The following is a 16,556-nucleotide window of genomic DNA, read 5'->3' on the forward strand; positions in this document are numbered from 1 at the left end:
GGATTAGGGAATCAGGGGCCGCCATCAGTGGTGCACGTCGGACCACACCTTGCGTTTCACGGCATAGGTGATGCCGGTCATGAACACCAGGAACAGGATGACCCGCACCCCGACCTGCTTGCGCTCCACCAGTTCCGGGTTCGCCGCCCAGGCCAGGAAGGTGATGACGTCGTGCGCCTCCTGCGGCAGCTTGTTGCTGGTGCCGTCGGTATAATCCACCGTGCCGTCCTGCAGCGGCGGCGGCATGTGGATCTGATGTCCGGGAAACATCTTGTTGTAATACAGGCCTTCCCCAACCTTGAACCCCGGCGGAGCAGGGACGAAGCCGGTCAGGATGCCATAGACATAGTTCGGACCGCCCTCGCGCGCATTGACCATCAGCGACAGGTCCGGGGGCACCGCGCCATTATTCGCTGCCTTCGCCGCCGCGTCATTGGCAAACGGCGACTTGAACTGGTCGGCCGGAGTCGCCGGGCCTTGCTTGGGGTTGCCCTGGTCGTCGACGCCGTCCGGCACGGTCACCGCCGCGGCCACCGCCTCGATCTGGGCCTTGTCCAGCCCGATCCCCGACAGATCCCGGTAGTGCAGCAGATTCATCGAATGGCAATTGGAGCAGACACTGGAATAGATCTGAAATCCGCGCTGCGCTGCCGCCAGGTCATAGCTCCCGAACAGCCGCTCGAAGCTCCATTTCTCGCTCGGCATCGGCTCCTGTGCCCTCGCCGGCAGGCTGCCGACTGCCAGCGTCGCCGCCAAGACCACGGGCGCGAAGGCCGCCGTCAGCACTGCACGCAGCGAACCCATCACGCCTTCTCCATCGGCTTGGCCGGCGCACTGCCGGGCAACGGACCGCCGCCGCGTCTGCCCAGCACCGGCTGGCTGATGCTCTCCGGCAACGGCAGCGGCCGCTCCAGCTTGCCGAGGATCGGCAGGATGACCAGGTAGTGCAGGAAATAATACACCGCGCAGACCCGGCTCAGCACCACCCAGATGCCCTCCGGCTTGTGCGCCCCGCACACCCCCAGCACGATTACCGCCGCCACCCACACCCAGATCAACTGCCGGTAGATCGGCCGAAACCGCGCACTGCGCACCCGCGAGGTGTCGAGCCACGGCAGCACGAACATCACCAGCAGGGACCCGAACATCATGCACACGCCCAGCAGCTTGTTCGGCACCGATCGCAAGATGGCGTAGTACGGCAGGAAGTACCATTCCGGCACGATATCGGCCGGGGTCTGCAGCGGGTTGGCGGGAATGAAGTTGTTCGGATCGCCAAGGAAGTTCGGTGCAAAGAACACCAGCGCCGCGAACACGATCAGGAACACGCAGATCCCGACGCTGTCCTTGATCGTGTAGTACGGATGGAACGGCAGTGTGTCCTGCGGCGACTTCACGTCGATGCCCAGCGGATTGTTCGACCCGGTGATGTGCAGCGCGGCGACGTGCAGGAAGATCACGCCCACCAGGACGAACGGCAGCAGGTAGTGCAGCGCAAAGAACCGGTTCAGCGTGGGGTTATCGACGCTGAACCCGCCCCACAGCAGGGTGACGATCTTCGGCCCGACCACCGGAAACGCCGAGAACAGGTTGGTGATCACCGTCGCGCCCCAATACGACATCTGGCCCCAGGGCAGCACGTAGCCCATGAACGCCGTCGCCATCATCAGCAGCAGGATGACCACGCCCAGCATCCACAGCAGCTCCCGAGGGGTCTTGTATGATCCGTAGTACAAGCCGCGGAAGATATGGATGTAGGTGACGATGAAGAACATCGACGCGCCGTTCTCATGCACGTAGCGCAGCAGCCAGCCGTAGTTCACGTCGCGCATGATGTGCTGCACCGAACCGAACGCCAGCTCGGTGTTGGGCTGGTAGTTCATCGCCAGGAAGATGCCGGTGATGATCATGATCACCAGGTTCACCACCGCCAGCGCGCCAAAATTCCAGAAATAGTTGAAATTTTTCGGCGTTGGGAACACCCCATATTCCTTTTGCACCATCGTGAAGATGGGCAAGCGGGTGTCGATCCAGTTGATAACCGGATTGCTGAACTCACTCTTTGTCATGCCAGCCATTGTTGGTTCCCTGTCGGGGGTCAGACTGAACGGGTCAGCCGATCTTGATCTTGGTATCGGATGAGAACGCGAAAGGGGGAGTGTCGAGGTTCGATGGCACCGCCAGGGCGTGGCCGAAGTCGCCCGCCGGAGCACGGTGAGTGTCGCCCGACGGGGCGCGGTGGATGTCGCCCGACGGGGCGCGGTGGATGTCGCCCGACGGGGCGCGGTGGATGTCGCCCGACGGGGCGCGGTGGATGTCGCCCGACGGGGCGCGGTGGATGTCGCCCGATTGGGTTCGGTGAGTGTCGCCGGAAGCGGTCGGGTGGGCGGTGGCGAAGTTAGCCATGATGTCTCTCAAGTTCCCGTTCCAGCCGGGCAGCGGACACGGCTGACCGCGGGCCAGCCACCAGACCAGCCCGAAATATTGTGTGGCCCCCGCCGGGTTGCCGCCGAAGTCGGGTTCGGCGCAGTCTGCGATCCGGCCTCGCCTCCTGCAACACGTTGGCAACAGGGGTTATCCCGACTGTCGCCCAGGAACAAGCCCCCATGACTGAAATTCCATCCATCCTCGCCTACGAAGCGCTGAAGCCCACGGTCCGCGCCTGGTTCGAGCAACTGCGCGACCGCATCTGCACCGCCTTCGAGGCGATCGAGCAGGCCCAAACCGGTCCGCTGAGCGACCACCCGCCCGGCCGGTTCCAGCGCATCCCCTGGACTCGTCCGACCGAGGACAGGAAGGACGGCGGCGGCGGCGTCATCAGCATGATGAAAGGCCGGGTGTTCGAGAAGGTCGGCGTCAACGTCTCCACCGTGTGGGGCGAGTTCAGCCCGGACTTCCGCGCCCAGATCCCGGGCGCCGCCGAGGATCCACGTTTCTGGGCCAGCGGCATCAGCCTGGTGGCGCATATGCAAAGCCCGCTGGTGCCGGCGGTGCATTTCAACACCCGCATGCTGGTGACCACCAAGGGCTGGTTCGGCGGCGGCGGCGACCTGACGCCGATGCAGCCGGACAGCGCGCCGGCGATGCAGGACGCGGCGGACTTCCATGCCGCCCTGCGCGTCGCCTGCGACCGCCATGACCCAACCTATTACCCGAGCTTCAAGGCCTGGTGCGATCGCTACTTCTATCTGCCGCACCGGCAGGAGCCGCGCGGCGCTGGCGGCATCTTCTTCGACCACCACGAAACCGGCGACGCGGCGGCTGACTTCAGCTTCACCCGGGATGTCGGGCTGGCCTTCCTCGAGGTCTATCCCGGCATCGTTCGCCGGCGCATGGCACAGCAATGGACGCCGGCGCAGCGCGACCATCAACTGATCCGGCGCGGGCGCTATGTCGAGTTCAACCTGATCCACGACCGCGGCACCCTGTTCGGCCTGAAGACCGGCGGCAATGTCGAGGCGATCCTGATGAGCCTGCCCCCCGAGGTCCGCTGGCCGTGAACCGTGCTCAGCCGCTGACCGACGCTGCCACCGGATAGACCGCCCGCAGCGTCAGGCCGGCGCCGGCGAGGCGCCCGCCGAGGCCGGCACCGCCGGCGACGCGCAAGCCTTGACCGGCAGGGCCGTCTGGCCAAGCACCCAGCCCTCCCAGCGCCGGATCCATGGATCGGCCGGCGCGGTATCCGGACGCCGACCCGCCAGCACGTTCAGCACGCAGAGCACACCGAGCACGCTGTCGAAACGGTCCTCGCCGGCCGCGTCGGTGCCGAAACCGTCCAGCATCGCCCGTCGCATCGCATTATCCGGCACCGCCGCCTGCTGATCCGCCGCGATCATAAAGGCCGCGGCGCTGGCGCGGCGGTCGGCCTGCCGCCGCTTGCTGCCGCGCAACCGGATGCCCAGATGGCGCAGCGCCTCGGCCGGATAGGTCTCCGCCAGCGCCACCGAACCCGGCGCCAGCAATGCCCGGAACGCGCCCTCGAACGGCCACAGCCGCAGCCCAACCCGGTCCGGCGCACCCGGCAATAGCGCCGGCAGGATCAGCGATTGCCACGCGGCGATCGCGGCCTTGCCGGATTGGTTCGCGCCCAGCGTCCAGAACAGCGGCGCGCCGGCCGGCCGTTCGGCGGTCGCCCGATCGCAGTCGCGCGACAGCGCCGAGGCATCTGCTAACCCAAGCGCCAAGGCGTGCGACAACCGGGTCATCCCAGCCACGCCGCGGGCCGGATAGAACGGCCGATCGGGGCCGATTTCATCCAGCCGGGCGCAGACTGTGAAAAACCCCGGCAATCCCCCAAGACAACGCAGGAATTGCAGAAAATCCGCCTCCGGCCGGGTCGCGGCATAGGCGCGTGGCAGACCGATCGGCAGATCAGCCCCCAGCGCGACCGCGCCACCTCCGGCTTCGCGGACCAGGCGGGTGGTCAACGTCGCCACCTCGCCGACCAGCCTGGGTGCCCGCAGGCGCCACCCGGTCGTGCCGCGGCGGGCGACGGTCAGCCAGCGTTTGCGCGGATCGATGCTCCAATCCGCATGCGCGGCGAGGCTCAGCATGACCGGTCACGCTGCGGAGCGCCCAACCGGTGGACCCGCAGCCGCTGGACCTTTCGAGCCGCCTCGGCAGCAGCACCAGGTCGACGATCGGCCACGACGGCTGCCAGGTCGGCTGGTCCAGTGGGGCGCGCCCGCGTCAGGAACCGAACGGCCGCTGCGCCCGTTCCAGCAGGCGCCCCAGCAAGCCCGGCGGCTTCGCCGGCTTGACCACCGGCACGGCTTTCAGCTTGGCCCTTGCCTCGGCCTCCCGCTCGCGCTCCTTGCTGGCCAGCCATTTGTCCAGGCTCATGCCCGCCTTGGCGGCACGCTTGGCTTCATAGACCCGCTGGCCCTCGGTCAGCGACTTGGCATTTACTGGCTTGGCGGCGGCCGGCGCGGCAGGGGGCGACTTGGCGATCGCCGGCTTGGCAACCACTGGCGTGCCAGTGAGCGGCTTGCCAGTGGGCGCCTCGTTCGCCGCCGGATTGGCAGTCTGTGCGTTTGTCTTCTGCGGCTTCACGTCGGTTCCCCAGCTATCCCGTCGCCTTTTCGCAGCCCCAGGATCATCGATCAAGCGGTTTGCCGGCGATCGCGTCGCGCCGCCAGCCGAACCTCATCGTCCGACGGTGCATTCGATCTGACCATGCGGCTCATCGGTCGCCACGAACACCTGGTTGGCGTTGTCCAGCCCGAACGGCGACAGGTTGACCGGCAGGTAATGCTTGTTCGGACAGGCCATGGAGATGTCCGAGATCTCCGCCACCGCCTCCAGCGCCGCCATCGCCATGCGATACAGGCTGTCCTGGATGCTGGCGCTATAGGTCGAGGCAAACAGCTTCAGCAGTTCGCCCAGGATCCTCGCGTTGGCTGCCTCATAATCGCGGGGTGCGTCGCGCCAGCGCCACGACGCGTCCATTGCCGTCGCCGCCAGTCGGTCGCCGGTCTCGGGCAGCGTGGTGAAGCGGTCCTGGACGTAGTTCTCCCATCCCGAACCGGTCGACTTCATGAAGGTGAAGCCGGATACGCCCGATTCCGTGGCCATCCCGCCGCGCGTCGCGACCACCTTGGCGAACGGCTTGCCGTTGCTGTCCAGCACGAAGCCGTGCCCATGCGGCACCCCATCCACCGCCAGCCGCTGCCATTTCGTTTCATGCCCGCTGACCGTCGCGCCGTCCACGCCGGGATACAGATCCAGCAGCCTCTGCGCCACCGCCGCGCAGAACAGCTCGGTTCCCAGCGCGATGTTCTCGCGCGCCACCACATGGATGATGTTCTTCACCGTGTCGGTCGCCACCGAGGCCGCGTTCTCGGCCCGCGTGAAGGTCTCGTCGAAGTCGCCCGTGAGCATCGCCCGCACCGTCAGTTCGCGCACCTCGTGGCGGTCGCCGTTTCGATCGACGCGCATGACGCGGACGTGGTCCTTGCCATAGGTCTTTCGCAGCAGTGCCATTTCGCCATTTTCCTCTGCTCGGCTACTCATGCCGGCGGACACGAAGCGTGCCGGCAGACGCACGACCCAGACCAGCCTTCGCACGACCCAGACCGGCCTTCGCACGACCCAGACCGGCCGTGCCGTCTTTCGATGCGGCCGGCCCGCGGTCAAATTGCCGACAGTCCACGCGGTCGCTGACCGCACGCCGACCAGCCAGCCATGGCCCGCGCCGGTCCCGACGTGCGGCCCCGTGCGTTGTCGCTACCGCGCCACGGATTTCGGTGTCGGCACCATTCGCGTTATCACCATCGCCGCTCGATCCAGGTGCTCGGGCACCCGAGGCGCAATCTGTGTCTTCCAGTACTCGGACTCGTACACTGCGGCATACAGCGCCACCCGCTGTTCCTCGGAGTCGAAGCGCCGCAGCCAGATATAGACCGACGGATCGGTCTCCCCCTGAAAGCTGCCGGTGATCACCATGCCCTTGGCTACCTGGAACGGAATGATCTCGGTCTCCATGATCTTCACCCAGCTATCCAGCTTGCCGGGCAGCACCTTGTATTGCCGCAGTTCATAGAATGCCATCGGTGTTCCTCCTGTGGATTTCCGCAGCAAGCCACGCCGGCCCGCACGATGCAACTCGACCGATCCGGCCTCAAAGCGAGCGCCTCGGCGGGCGCCAACTAGCGCTGCGCCGGCGTCGCCTTCACCGCCGGCGGCAGGGCCTTGCCGCCGGCACTCGCCCTGGCCTGCTGCAGCAGTTCGCCGCAACGTGCGTCATCCGCCTCCGACGTGCCGAACTGCACCGTCGGCAGGATCGCCAGCGGCAGAAACAATGCCCCGAGCCCAACCGCCGCCCCGGCCCGCGCGGCAACTTCTGCCCCTGGCCGGATCGAGGGGTCCTTGAACGTGCCGCCGATATCGATCCTGGTGGGCAGCGACCCGACGCTGAAACGCTTGGAGTCGGTCTTCAGCGCCAGGTCGATGGTTTCCTTGCTCAGGTTGACGTTGCCGCCGACATTGGTGATCGCCTCGCCGGTATCCAATGTCATCGCTTTGAAATCCAGCACGCCGCGCTGCATTCCCAGATCACCGACAAAACACTTCACCTCGGTCTTGGTCGGCACCCCAAGCGCCGAAAGCAGCGCCTTGCCGAACTGCAGCCCGGTCAGGTCGATCAGCACCGCCGACAGGTCGCCGCCGGCCATCGCCATCTTCACCTCGCCGTTGCCGTTCGCCATCAATCCGGCCAGCGAGTCCCCGGTCGCGTCAATCGCCCCAACCCCACTGACCGACCCGGCGCCCTGGAACGTGTGCGTCGCCGCCATCAGTCGCGAAACGTCGAGGTTCTGCATCCGCAGGTCGATCCGCGCATGCACGTCCTTGGCATTGGTCGGCGTCAGATCGATATTGCTGATCAACCGGCCCTTGCCGACGCCGAAACTGATCGGATGCAGACTGATCCGGCCGCCGACCACGTCCAGCGCGACGCTGAGGTTATCGAGCGGAATGTTCCGCCCTTCGATATGCGCCCCGTGATAGCGCAGATGGATGTCCGCCCAGTCTAGCCGCGGCACGCTGATCGGCGTGTCCGGCAGCAGCTTCGGACTGGCATTGGCCTTCGCCGCCGCCTGCCTTTCCTGCGGCGTGGCGTCGCGGGTATTGGTCCGACCCGGGGTGCCGCCGATGAACCCGTTCAGGTCCACCAGATCGACCCGGTTCGAGCGCAGATCCATCGTTACCACCGGCCTCGACTTGCCCTTGATCTGGGTCGCGTTCGGCTGCTCCTCGATCGTGCCGGCAATGTCGGAGTTGCCGAGCCGCCCCTGAAAGTCCTCGAACCGGATGCGGCTGAAGCCCTGCAGATTGAGCCGGCCGGCGATCTGGTAGGCCGGCGTCTTGGGAATCGGAAACCCGACCAGTGGTTCCAGCAATCCCATGTCCGGCCCGCTGAACTTAAGCCGCACATTGGCGCCCCGGAACGCCAGCGGATCGGCAATGGTGCCATCGAGTGCCACCCGAGTCGGCCCATTCGCCACGTTCAGATCGACCGGCCATGGATGCGCCGGATCGCGCAACGACAGCAGCGCGCCGCCGACCAAACGGGCGGTGATCGGCTGCGCCGCATAGGTGCCCTTGGCGTCGACCACGATCTTCGCCGCATCGCCTTCGCCCTGGGTCGCGACATCGGCGTTGAAATCGGCTTTCAGCTTCGCCATCACCACGTGCGCGTCGGTATCGGAGATGCGCAGATCGCCGATCTTCACCGCGCTGCCGCCGCCACCGCCACCACCGGTGGCCAATTGGTAGTTCGACGCCCCGTCCGCGTGTTGCGCAGCCAGCAGTCTGGCGCCGTCGATCCCGATCAGCGGCAGCACCAGGCCATGACCCCGCACATAGCCCCAGGCATCCGCCTGGATCGTCAACGCCTTGATCGCAGCCAGCGGCGGGTCGTCGGCCGGCCAGTCCGGCGGGTTGGCAACCACCACGTCGTCCGCGGTCACCTGCACGACCCGGCCCAGTCGCACATGCAAATGACCGATCGTCACCTTGCGCCCGATCGCGGACGAGGCCTGCGACTGCACGATCGGGATGAACCAGTCCCAGTTCCAGAACAGCGCCAGCAGCACCAGCAGGACGATCGGAACGCCGATCCAGGCCAGACGGCGCGTGGTGCGGCGAGTGGTACGGGAACTTGCCATGCCGGCAGAACGCCTATGGCGGCGTCGTGGTTTCCGTGCCGATCATCAACATTCGATCAGTGCCGGATCATTCTTTTATCAGCCGCTTGCTGCCGCCAGAACCGCCGCAGCCCCAGAACGCACACCGGCAGCACCTGCTCGGCATCCTGCATCAGCCCGTCCAGCGCATCGTCGGTCATCGCCTGGCCGCCACGCTCCGCCTCCGGCAGGGTCATGCCGGCCAGGCTGGCGATCGGGATCAGCAGCATCGACGCATCCTCATCCGCCAGCGCCGGCTGCCAGGCCTCGGCCCGCAGCGTCATCGCCTGCATGAAGCCCGCCGCCCAGTCCTCGGCCACCGTGGTGCCGGCCTCGTCCTGCCACAGGATCGCCGAATACCCCAGCGGCGTGGCATCCAGGCCGGCCTCGATGGCCGCGTAACGATCCGCCATCGCCTGCTCGACCGCCCGCCGCTCCGCGGCATCGGCATAGTCCGGTTCTTCGCCGTCCCACACCTCGGCCAGCCATTCGTCGCGCGGCACCGCCTCGGGTCCGCAAACCAGGCCGGCCAGGAACCCGTCCAGTTCGGACAGATCCATGCACCCCTCGGGCGCGCTGTCGGAGTTCAGAAACTGCGCCAGATCATCGAGCGACACCGGGTCCACCCTTCACCGCCATTGATACCGCAGCATACCGCGAGGAACCCAGCCGATGGAACGGTGCATCGCGGTCGGCGCACGCGGTGCTTCGGCAACTGGCTTGTTGCCGCGCTAAAATTCTGCGTTAGCGCTCCGAACGAAGGCGCCGCGGCGGCTGAATGATGCGACTTGCCTCGCGCGGCCTGATCCGGTTGCGCCGCCCTGCGTCAAGACCGGTGGCTAACCGCCGACCGACGTCACGGCGCTGAACGGCAGCGTCAGCCCGCCCATTTCAACCTGCACCGTGCCGGCGTTGTTCACCACTGACGTCGCCGTCCCGGTCACCGTGAACGGAACTTGCGATGTCGAACCGTTGACGCCCAGCGCGGTAACGGTGACCTTGTAGGGTCCGTCCGGCATGGTGCTCCCGGCGGCGCTCTTGCCGTTCCAGGTCCAACTGTTGGTCCCGGCGCTGCTGGTCAGCGTCGCGGTCTGGATCTGCGCACCGGCCGAATTATACACCGCAATCGCCACCGGTTCGGCGGTCGTCGTGCTGAAATTGATCTCTGCGTTGCCGTTCTGCAACGAGAGCTGGCTGCTGTTCGCCGTCACCGGCTTGCCGACCATCGACGCCGACTGCTCGATCTGACTCGCCTGGGTCAGTTGGATCAACTGGGTCAGATCGCTGTTGGTGTTGATCTGCTGCTCCACCGAGGAGAACTGCACCAGTTCGCTGGTGAACTGATTGGAATCCATCGGCGCCGACGGGTCCTGGTTCTGCAACTGCGTCATCAGCAGCGACAGAAAGTCCGAGAAATTGCTGCTCAGGCTGCCCAGCGCGGTGGTGCCGGTCTGCGTCACTGCATTGCCGGTCGAGGATGTGCCCCCGGTCGACGATGTGCCCCCGGTCGAGGATGTGCCCCCGGTCGATGCCGTGGCGCCGGTCGAGCCGGGAGCGCCGGCGCCAGTCGTCTGTTGAATACTTCCACTCATGTCACGATGTCCTTTTGACCATCAGGCGGTGATGTCCAAGCCAATTCGATACGATTGTGTCGCCGGCGTGGCAGCGGTCGCGGTTGGCGCCGCGGTCGTGCCCATTTGTCGGCTGGCGGCATAGGCGCCGCGTTCCCGCGTGGCATAGCCGCCGCGGCCGCCGCTCGATCCGCCGGCATCCGACATGCCGGCGTGGCCCCGCCCGGAGGACCCAAATCCTGAGGACCCGGGCTGGCTGTTGCCGTGGCTCCCCGCCGACGTCCCGCCGTTGCCGCCGGCTGCCGCCTGAACCTCGGCCGCGGCATGGAAGCTGACGTTTCGTCCGGCGGTCGGAATGCCCGCCTGATCCAGCGTGCGATGCAATTGCGGCTGATCCCGCTGCAGCGCCAGCAACGTATTGGGATTGTCGGCGGTGATCTCGATCTGGGTGGAACCGGATGCCTCGCGGGCGATACGCACCTGGACCATGCCGAGATCGCCCGGCTGCAGGCGAACCGTCATCTGCTGGCCGCCATCGGCGGTTTTGGCCAGCGTCAGCAGTGCGGGGGCGACCTGTTCGGTCAGCGTCGCCGGGTGCGCCTGAGCCGGGGCGGCGGCGGCAGTCGCGGTTGTCACGACGGCGGGCGTGAGCGGCGGCGCTGCCTGCTCCAGCAGCGCGACGGACGGCGCATCAGGCTGCCCACCGGGTTGCGCAACGTCCGCCGCGCTCTCGACCGGATGCAGCGTGATCTTGTGGTCCGAGGCCGGGGCAGGGGCCTGAGCCGCCAGCCCGGCGATATCCGCAGCCGTTGCCGCGAACCGCAGGTTCGCCGCCGGCGCGGCGGTTTGATCCGACGCAGCCAGCCGGTCAGCCGTCGCCGGCGTCGCCGACGCGTCGGCGGTTGTCCCGGCACTGCCGCCGGCTTGGTTCGGTGGCTCCGAAGCGGACCCGGCACCCTGCTGCGCCGAAACGCTGCCGGCACCGGATGACGCCGCCCCGCCCGGCGCCGTCGCCCTGGCGGGAGCGGTCCCGTTCGCGGGTCCCGCCACGTTGCCCGCGGCAGCGCCTGCCGTCCCAGGGGCGGCTATCGCAACCCCGACCAGCGCCGCGGCTGCGGCTTCCTGACCGATGACAGCCTGTGCCGCCGGCGCCATGTCAGCGGTCGCGGTGGCCTGTGCGCCGGCACCCTGCGCATCGGTTCCCTGCGCATCGGTACCCTGTGCATCGGTAGCCTGCGCATTGTTCGCCCGAGCCTCGGCGGCCTGCCGGTCGGCTGCGCGCGCCGGTCCCGCCGCCGAGGTCGATCCAGACCTCGCGACCGGCCGATTGTCCCGCGCCGCGGGTTGTGCGTCGGCGGTAACCCGCCCGTCCGGGCCGGGCCGGGGTGCAATCGGCAAGCGCGGGGCCCCCGTGGCATCCCCGGCCGCAGCGGTCCCAGCAGCTTCCTCGCCGGACGCGGGCGCGAGCGGGCCAGCGGCATTCCGCGCCGATGTCCCCACCGCCGCGGAGTCTGTCGCCGCGGTTGGCGTGCTGGCCGGACGCCTGTCGTCAATCGCTGCTCGCCGCGGCGTGCCAGCCGAAGCGGTCGTGCCAGCCGAAGCGGTCGTGCCGGTCGAAGCGGTCGTGCCGGTCGAAGCGGTCGCCGCTGCCGTCGCCGGCGCAACAGCCGAAGCGGCTGTTGCGCCCGTCGCGGGCATTCCGGCTGAAGCCTTCACCGCAGTAACAGCCGTCGCCATCCCGCTCGCGGCGGCAGCCGCCGCCGCGACGCTCGGCGTCGCAGCCGTCGAAATCGGTGCGGCTATCGGCGTGCGATCTGCTTCCGTCCCTGCGGCGGCTTCCGGCGCGCCAGCCGAGGCGCTGGCAGTCCCACGCGCCGGCGTGCCCGCCGCCGTCCCCGCCGCCGCATCCCGGACCGAGCGCAACACTTGCCCAAACCCATCCCCGGAGGCTGACGGTGGCGGTGCGGTCACCGAGCTGACGGCGATCGGGTCAGCCGACGCAGCGATCGCATGGGCAACTGGCAACGTTCATTCTCCTGCACGGGTTTTGCCGCGAAACCTTCATCCGCCAACAAGCAATGTCCGGGCCAAGCCAAAAAGCCGCACCGAACCGTCAACCCAAGCTCGCAACGCGGCAGAAACGACCTGGCGGACCCCGGCAACCGGCATAATTTGCCGGGCTAAACAGCAAAACATCCGCGAAATCCGTCATTTCGCAGTTGGCACGCTTTATGCTGCTCCGCACCGCAATGCCGACCGCTAGACCCCGAGCAGATCCTGGAGCGTTAAAACAATGTCCTTGTTCAGTGCGATCAACACCGCGATCAGCGGCCTCACCGCGCAATCCACTTCGTTCGGCAATATCAGTGAGGACGTGGCCAATAGCCAGACCACTGGTTTCAAGCGGGTCGATACCAGCTTCAGCGACTATCTGACCACCAGCACCCCGACCGCCAACGAACCGGGCGCCGTGGTCGCCCGTCCGGACTACGTCAATAACGTTCAGGGGGCCATTACCCAAACCGATAATCCGCTCGGCATGGCGATCGCCGGTCAGGGCTTCTTCGCCGTCTCTCAGTCCACCGGCAGCGTCAACAACGTACCGACGTTCGATCCGCAGCAGTATTATTCCCGGGCAGGCGATTTCACCATGAATGCCCAAGGGTATTTGGTGAATTCGGGCGGCCAGTACCTGAACGGATGGACGGTCAATTCAAAAACTGGTGCGGCCGATCAGAACGCGCTGGTGCCGATCCAGGTGAACCAGCAGACCTACAACCCGGTCGCCACCTCCAACGTGACGCTGTCGGCCAATCTCCCCGCCACCCCGACAGCCGGAACCGCCACCGCCGCCGCGCCGCTGTCCTCCCAGATCACAGTCTACGACTCGCTCGGCACCGCCCACACGGTTGACCTGAACTTCTCGCAGACCGCAGCCAACGGCTGGAATGTGCAGGTCGGCGTGCCGGATTCCACCACCGGCTCCACTGATGCCGGATCGGCCACAGTCAACTTTGGTGCGGCAGGCGATCCGGTGCCCGCGGGCACTATCAATAACGTTGTGGCCTCCGCCACCGACCCAGGCATCACGGTGACAGGCAGCGGCGCGCCTGGCAGCGCGGCGACCCTGCAGTTTACCACGAATTTCGGCTCCGGCCCGCAGACCATCAACCTCAACGTCGGGAACTATGGCGGAACCACCGGCGTCACCCAATACGCCGGCACCGCCTATAGCCTGCTCGGCCTGACCCAGGACGGCGTTCCGCCCGGCAGTTTCTCCGGCGTCACCGCGCAGGCCAACGGCGATGTGGTGGTCAACTACAACAACGGCCAGAGCCGCACCATCGCCCAGGTGCCGCTGGTGACCTTCAACGACCCGAACGCACTGCAAAGCCAGAACGGCCAGTCGTTCACCGCCACCACCGCCAGCGGCACGCCGTTGGCCGAATCCGCCGGCACCAACGGCGCCGGCAACCTGGTCACCGGATCCATCGAAGGATCCAACGTCGATATCGCCACCGAATTCTCCAACCTCATCGTGGCCCAGCAGGCCTATTCGTCGAATGCCAAGGTGGTCACCACCGCCAATACCATGATGCAGGTCACCCTGCAGATGGTCACCTGACCGCCTGACCCATGGGCCTCGATTCCGCACTCTCGATCGCCAGCGGGGGGCTGGCGAACATCAACGCACAGTTCGCGTTGCTGTCGCAGAATGTCGCCAATGCGGCCACCCCGGGCTATGCGGTCGAGGTCGGCACGCAAACCTCGCTGACCGCCGATGGCGTCGGGCTTGGCGTTCATACCGGCCCGGCGACGCTGCAGATCGATCAGGCGTTGCAGGCCTCCGTGGTGCAGCAGAACGCCACCGTCACCGGCCTGCAGACCACCCAGACCGCGTTACAGGCGATCGACAGCGTGCTCGGCACGCCGGGATCCGGCACCGATATCGGCAGCCTGCTGGGCAACCTGCAGGACAGCTTCTCCACCCTGCTGACCGACCCCGGTAGTCAGACCCAGCAGACCGCCGTGGTGTCATCGGCGGCCTCGCTGGCGCAGGGCGTCAACACACTCAGCAACGCTTATTCGGCGCAACGCCAGGCGGCGCAGAACGACCTGTCATCCTCGGTCAACACCCTGAACAACACGCTGGCGACGATCGGCCAGCTCAGCAGCCAGATCATCGCCCTGAAGCCGACCAACCAGAGCACCGCCGACCTGGAAAACCAGCGCAACGCCGCCGTCCAGACGCTGTCGCAACTGGTCAACGTCCGCACCATGGCACAGCCCAACGGCGATCTGTCGGTGTTCACCGCCAACGGTCTCAGCCTGCCGACCCGCGCCGGCGCCGGTCCGCTCACGCTCGCCAATGCCTCGACCCCGGCGGGATCGTTCTACCCCGGCGGCGGCATCCCAGGCATCATGCTGGGCGGCAGCGACGTCACCAACCAACTCGCCGGCGGCCAGATCGGCGCCGATATCACCCTGCGCGACTCCACAATGCCGACCGACCAGGCCGAGCTGGACGAATTCGCCCAAGGTGTCTCCAGCCGGTTCGCCGCCCAGGGGCTGACGCTGTTCACCGACCCGGCCGGCAACGTCCCGACCGGCGGGGGCACCCCGGCCCAGGCAGGCTATGTCGGCTTTGCCGGCGTCATCGGGGTCAACCCCGCCGTCACCAACGATCCGTCGCTGGTCCGCAACGGCACCAACGCCATCGCCGGCAGTCCGGCCGGAGCCGCCGCGTTCACGCCAAATCCGCCCGGCGGCCCGGCCGGCTTCACCACGCTGATCTCCAGGATCGCCAACTTCACCTTCGGCACCCAGGCGCAGGCGGGGGTCACCCAGCCGGCGTTGCGCACCAACGGTCTCGGCGCCACCGGCAACCTGATTGCGCCGTTCAACGCCGCTGGCAACCCGCTGTCCGGCTACGCCACTAGCCTGGTCGCCTCCCAGGCCCAGGGCAGCGCCACCGTCACCAGCAACCTGGCCACCGAGCAGACGCTGCAAACCAGCCTGAACGCCAAGGTCTCATCGGTCAGCGGAGTCAACATGGATACCGAGCTGTCGCAGATGCTCTCGCTGCAGAACGCCTACGGCGCCAACGCCCGGGTGATCTCGGCGGTGCAGTCGATGTTCACCCAACTGCTGCAGTCCGTGCAATGAGCACCACGATCGGCTCCGGCTACGGCATCATGCCGACCCTGATCGCCAACGCCGGCAACGTGCATCAGCAACTCGATACCCTGACCCAGCAGGTCAGCACCGGCCTGGTGTCGCAGACCTACGCCGGGCTGGGCAGCCAGGCCGGCGTCGCGCTCGATCTGTCGCCGCAACTGAACAGCCTGCAGATCTATCAGAACAACATCAGCCAGGCGACCGGCACCATGGGGGTCACCCAGACCGCGATGACCCAGATCCAGCAGATCGCGGCCAGCTTCGCCGGCGACATTCCCGCGCTGACCGGTCTCAACGCATCCGAGGTCGACAGCGTCGCCGCCCAGGCCAACGCCGCCCTGCAACAGGTCGCCGATCTGCTGAACACCAAATCCGGGGACAGCTACGTATTCGCCGGCCAGGACAGCGCCAACGCACCGGTTCCCTCAGGCGACGCCATCCTGTCGTCGGGCTTCTATACCCAGATCAACACCGCAGTCTCCGCGCTGTCCGCCAACGGCGCTGCCGCCACCGCCGCGACGACACTGTCGATCGCAAGTTCGAATGCCAGCGGCACCACGCCATTCTCCCCCTATCTGTCGCAGCCCGCCTCGGCCATCAGCGCTCCGGTGGTGCAGACCGGAGAGTGGGGCGGCACGGTGCAGACCGGTCTGCTCGCGAGTGCCAATTCGGCTTCGGTGTCTTCCGGCACATCCACCACCGGGTCCTACATTCGTGACCTGATGCGTTCCCTGGCGACGCTGGGATCGCTGTCCAGCTCGCAGATCAACACCCCCGGGTTCGCCGCCCTGGTGCAGGACACCGGCAGCAGCCTGAACGGGGCCGTCAACGCGATGGCGGTCGATGTCGGCGTGCTCGGCAACACTCAGTCGGGCCTGACCAAGACGCAAACTCAACTGTCCGACACCGCGACCGCGCTGTCTGGACAATTGTCATCCGTGCAGGACGTCGACATGGCGGCGGCACTGTCCAAGCTGACCGCCACACAAACGCAACTACAGGCGTCGTATCGCATGATAACATCGGAAGGCAGTCTTTCCCTGGCGAATTTCCTTCCTGCCTGAAAATATTTGATTTGTTCATCCAATTTTAACCTTCATCCGTCACTGTCACCACCGAGCCC

At 66.9% G+C, this 16,556-nt stretch carries 16 protein-coding genes; 5 read left to right on the forward strand and 11 right to left on the reverse strand.

Annotated elements, in window-relative coordinates:
* Positions 1 to 24 precede the first annotated feature (24 nt).
* From ACQY4T_RS11705 to ACQY4T_RS11715, 3 genes are read right to left on the reverse strand one after another with little or no spacing between them, the layout of a single operon-like run.
* Complete coding sequence (locus ACQY4T_RS11705; RefSeq protein WP_428541916.1) at positions 25 to 804, reverse strand: cytochrome c1; 780 nt, start codon at positions 802 to 804, stop codon at positions 25 to 27.
* The gene (locus tag ACQY4T_RS11710) at positions 804 to 2,078 is read right to left on the reverse strand and encodes a cytochrome b (RefSeq protein WP_428541919.1); all 1,275 of its coding nucleotides are present in this window, start codon (positions 2,076 to 2,078) and stop codon (positions 804 to 806) included. Before ACQY4T_RS11710 ends, ACQY4T_RS11705 begins: the two co-directional genes overlap by 1 nt.
* A gap of 34 nt (positions 2,079 to 2,112) precedes the next feature.
* The gene (locus tag ACQY4T_RS11715) at positions 2,113 to 2,406 is read right to left on the reverse strand and encodes a hypothetical protein (protein WP_428541922.1); all 294 of its coding nucleotides are present in this window, start codon (positions 2,404 to 2,406) and stop codon (positions 2,113 to 2,115) included.
* Positions 2,407 to 2,606: 200 nt separating this feature from the next.
* Here ACQY4T_RS11715 and hemF point away from each other — a divergent pair, with 200 nt between their 5' ends.
* Positions 2,607 to 3,500, forward strand: a complete 894-nt coding sequence (gene hemF / locus ACQY4T_RS11720; RefSeq protein WP_428541925.1) for an oxygen-dependent coproporphyrinogen oxidase — start codon at positions 2,607 to 2,609, stop codon at positions 3,498 to 3,500.
* 51 nt (positions 3,501 to 3,551) lie between these two features.
* On the opposite strand, the gene ACQY4T_RS11725 is transcribed toward hemF, so the two are convergent.
* The 8 genes from ACQY4T_RS11725 to ACQY4T_RS11760 all read right to left on the reverse strand — a co-directional run bounded on the left by ACQY4T_RS11725 (position 3,552) and on the right by ACQY4T_RS11760 (position 11,653).
* Complete coding sequence (locus ACQY4T_RS11725) at positions 3,552 to 4,553, reverse strand: hypothetical protein (RefSeq protein WP_428541928.1); 1,002 nt, start codon at positions 4,551 to 4,553, stop codon at positions 3,552 to 3,554.
* 136 nt (positions 4,554 to 4,689) lie between these two features.
* Positions 4,690 to 5,052, reverse strand: a complete 363-nt coding sequence (locus tag ACQY4T_RS11730) for a hypothetical protein (protein ID WP_428541931.1) — start codon at positions 5,050 to 5,052, stop codon at positions 4,690 to 4,692.
* Between the two features lie 93 nt (positions 5,053 to 5,145).
* On the reverse strand, positions 5,146 to 5,982 hold the full coding sequence (gene pucL / locus ACQY4T_RS11735) for a factor-independent urate hydroxylase (protein ID WP_428541934.1): 837 nt from the start codon (positions 5,980 to 5,982) through the stop codon (positions 5,146 to 5,148).
* A gap of 243 nt (positions 5,983 to 6,225) precedes the next feature.
* On the reverse strand, positions 6,226 to 6,549 hold the full coding sequence (locus tag ACQY4T_RS11740; RefSeq protein WP_428541937.1) for an NIPSNAP family protein: 324 nt from the start codon (positions 6,547 to 6,549) through the stop codon (positions 6,226 to 6,228).
* Positions 6,550 to 6,647: 98 nt separating this feature from the next.
* Positions 6,648 to 8,666: an AsmA family protein gene (locus ACQY4T_RS11745; RefSeq protein ID WP_428541940.1), complete on the reverse strand. Its 2,019-nt coding sequence runs from the start codon at positions 8,664 to 8,666 to the stop codon at positions 6,648 to 6,650.
* 56 nt (positions 8,667 to 8,722) lie between these two features.
* Positions 8,723 to 9,301, reverse strand: coding sequence for a UPF0149 family protein (locus ACQY4T_RS11750; protein WP_428541943.1), 579 nt, complete (start codon positions 9,299 to 9,301; stop codon positions 8,723 to 8,725).
* Positions 9,302 to 9,523: 222 nt separating this feature from the next.
* On the reverse strand, positions 9,524 to 10,276 hold the full coding sequence (locus tag ACQY4T_RS11755; RefSeq protein WP_428541946.1) for a flagellar hook assembly protein FlgD: 753 nt from the start codon (positions 10,274 to 10,276) through the stop codon (positions 9,524 to 9,526).
* 21 nt (positions 10,277 to 10,297) lie between these two features.
* Positions 10,298 to 11,653, reverse strand: a complete 1,356-nt coding sequence (locus ACQY4T_RS11760; RefSeq protein WP_428541949.1) for a flagellar hook-length control protein FliK — start codon at positions 11,651 to 11,653, stop codon at positions 10,298 to 10,300.
* Positions 11,654 to 11,843: 190 nt separating this feature from the next.
* On the opposite strand from ACQY4T_RS11760, the gene ACQY4T_RS11765 reads away from it, so the two are divergent.
* From ACQY4T_RS11765 to ACQY4T_RS11780, 4 genes are read left to right on the forward strand one after another with little or no spacing between them, the layout of a single operon-like run.
* Positions 11,844 to 12,518, forward strand: a complete 675-nt coding sequence (locus ACQY4T_RS11765; protein ID WP_428541952.1) for a hypothetical protein — start codon at positions 11,844 to 11,846, stop codon at positions 12,516 to 12,518.
* A 30-nt stretch (positions 12,519 to 12,548) separates the two neighbouring features.
* Positions 12,549 to 13,880, forward strand: coding sequence for a flagellar hook protein FlgE (flgE, locus tag ACQY4T_RS11770; RefSeq protein WP_428541955.1), 1,332 nt, complete (start codon positions 12,549 to 12,551; stop codon positions 13,878 to 13,880).
* Positions 13,881 to 13,891: 11 nt separating this feature from the next.
* Positions 13,892 to 15,421 carry a flagellar hook-associated protein FlgK gene (locus tag ACQY4T_RS11775; protein ID WP_428541958.1) on the forward strand — a complete coding sequence of 510 codons (1,530 nt, stop codon included), beginning with the start codon at positions 13,892 to 13,894 and terminating at the stop codon, positions 15,419 to 15,421.
* Complete coding sequence (locus ACQY4T_RS11780) at positions 15,418 to 16,497, forward strand: flagellin (RefSeq protein ID WP_428541961.1); 1,080 nt, start codon at positions 15,418 to 15,420, stop codon at positions 16,495 to 16,497. Before ACQY4T_RS11775 ends, ACQY4T_RS11780 begins: the two co-directional genes overlap by 4 nt.
* The last annotated feature ends 59 nt before the right edge of the window (positions 16,498 to 16,556 follow it).

This window comes from Rhodopila sp. (genome assembly GCF_965277825.1).
GTDB lineage: Bacteria > Pseudomonadota > Alphaproteobacteria > Acetobacterales > Acetobacteraceae > Rhodopila.

Coding starts and splice junctions, on each gene's coding strand:
- ACQY4T_RS11715 (WP_428541922.1), bottom strand. CDS start 2,406: ATGGCTAACTTCGCCACCGCCCACCCGACCGCTTCCGGCGACACTCAC.
- ACQY4T_RS11775 (WP_428541958.1), top strand. CDS start 13,892: ATGGGCCTCGATTCCGCACTCTCGATCGCCAGCGGGGGGCTGGCGAAC.
- ACQY4T_RS11755 (WP_428541946.1), bottom strand. CDS start 10,276: ATGAGTGGAAGTATTCAACAGACGACTGGCGCCGGCGCTCCCGGCTCG.
- pucL (WP_428541934.1), bottom strand. CDS start 5,982: ATGGCACTGCTGCGAAAGACCTATGGCAAGGACCACGTCCGCGTCATG.
- ACQY4T_RS11745 (WP_428541940.1), bottom strand. CDS start 8,666: ATGGCAAGTTCCCGTACCACTCGCCGCACCACGCGCCGTCTGGCCTGG.
- ACQY4T_RS11740 (WP_428541937.1), bottom strand. CDS start 6,549: ATGGCATTCTATGAACTGCGGCAATACAAGGTGCTGCCCGGCAAGCTG.
- hemF (WP_428541925.1), top strand. CDS start 2,607: ATGACTGAAATTCCATCCATCCTCGCCTACGAAGCGCTGAAGCCCACG.
- flgE (WP_428541955.1), top strand. CDS start 12,549: ATGTCCTTGTTCAGTGCGATCAACACCGCGATCAGCGGCCTCACCGCG.
- ACQY4T_RS11725 (WP_428541928.1), bottom strand. CDS start 4,553: ATGCTGAGCCTCGCCGCGCATGCGGATTGGAGCATCGATCCGCGCAAA.
- ACQY4T_RS11780 (WP_428541961.1), top strand. CDS start 15,418: ATGAGCACCACGATCGGCTCCGGCTACGGCATCATGCCGACCCTGATC.
- ACQY4T_RS11710 (WP_428541919.1), bottom strand. CDS start 2,078: ATGGCTGGCATGACAAAGAGTGAGTTCAGCAATCCGGTTATCAACTGG.
- ACQY4T_RS11705 (WP_428541916.1), bottom strand. CDS start 804: ATGGGTTCGCTGCGTGCAGTGCTGACGGCGGCCTTCGCGCCCGTGGTC.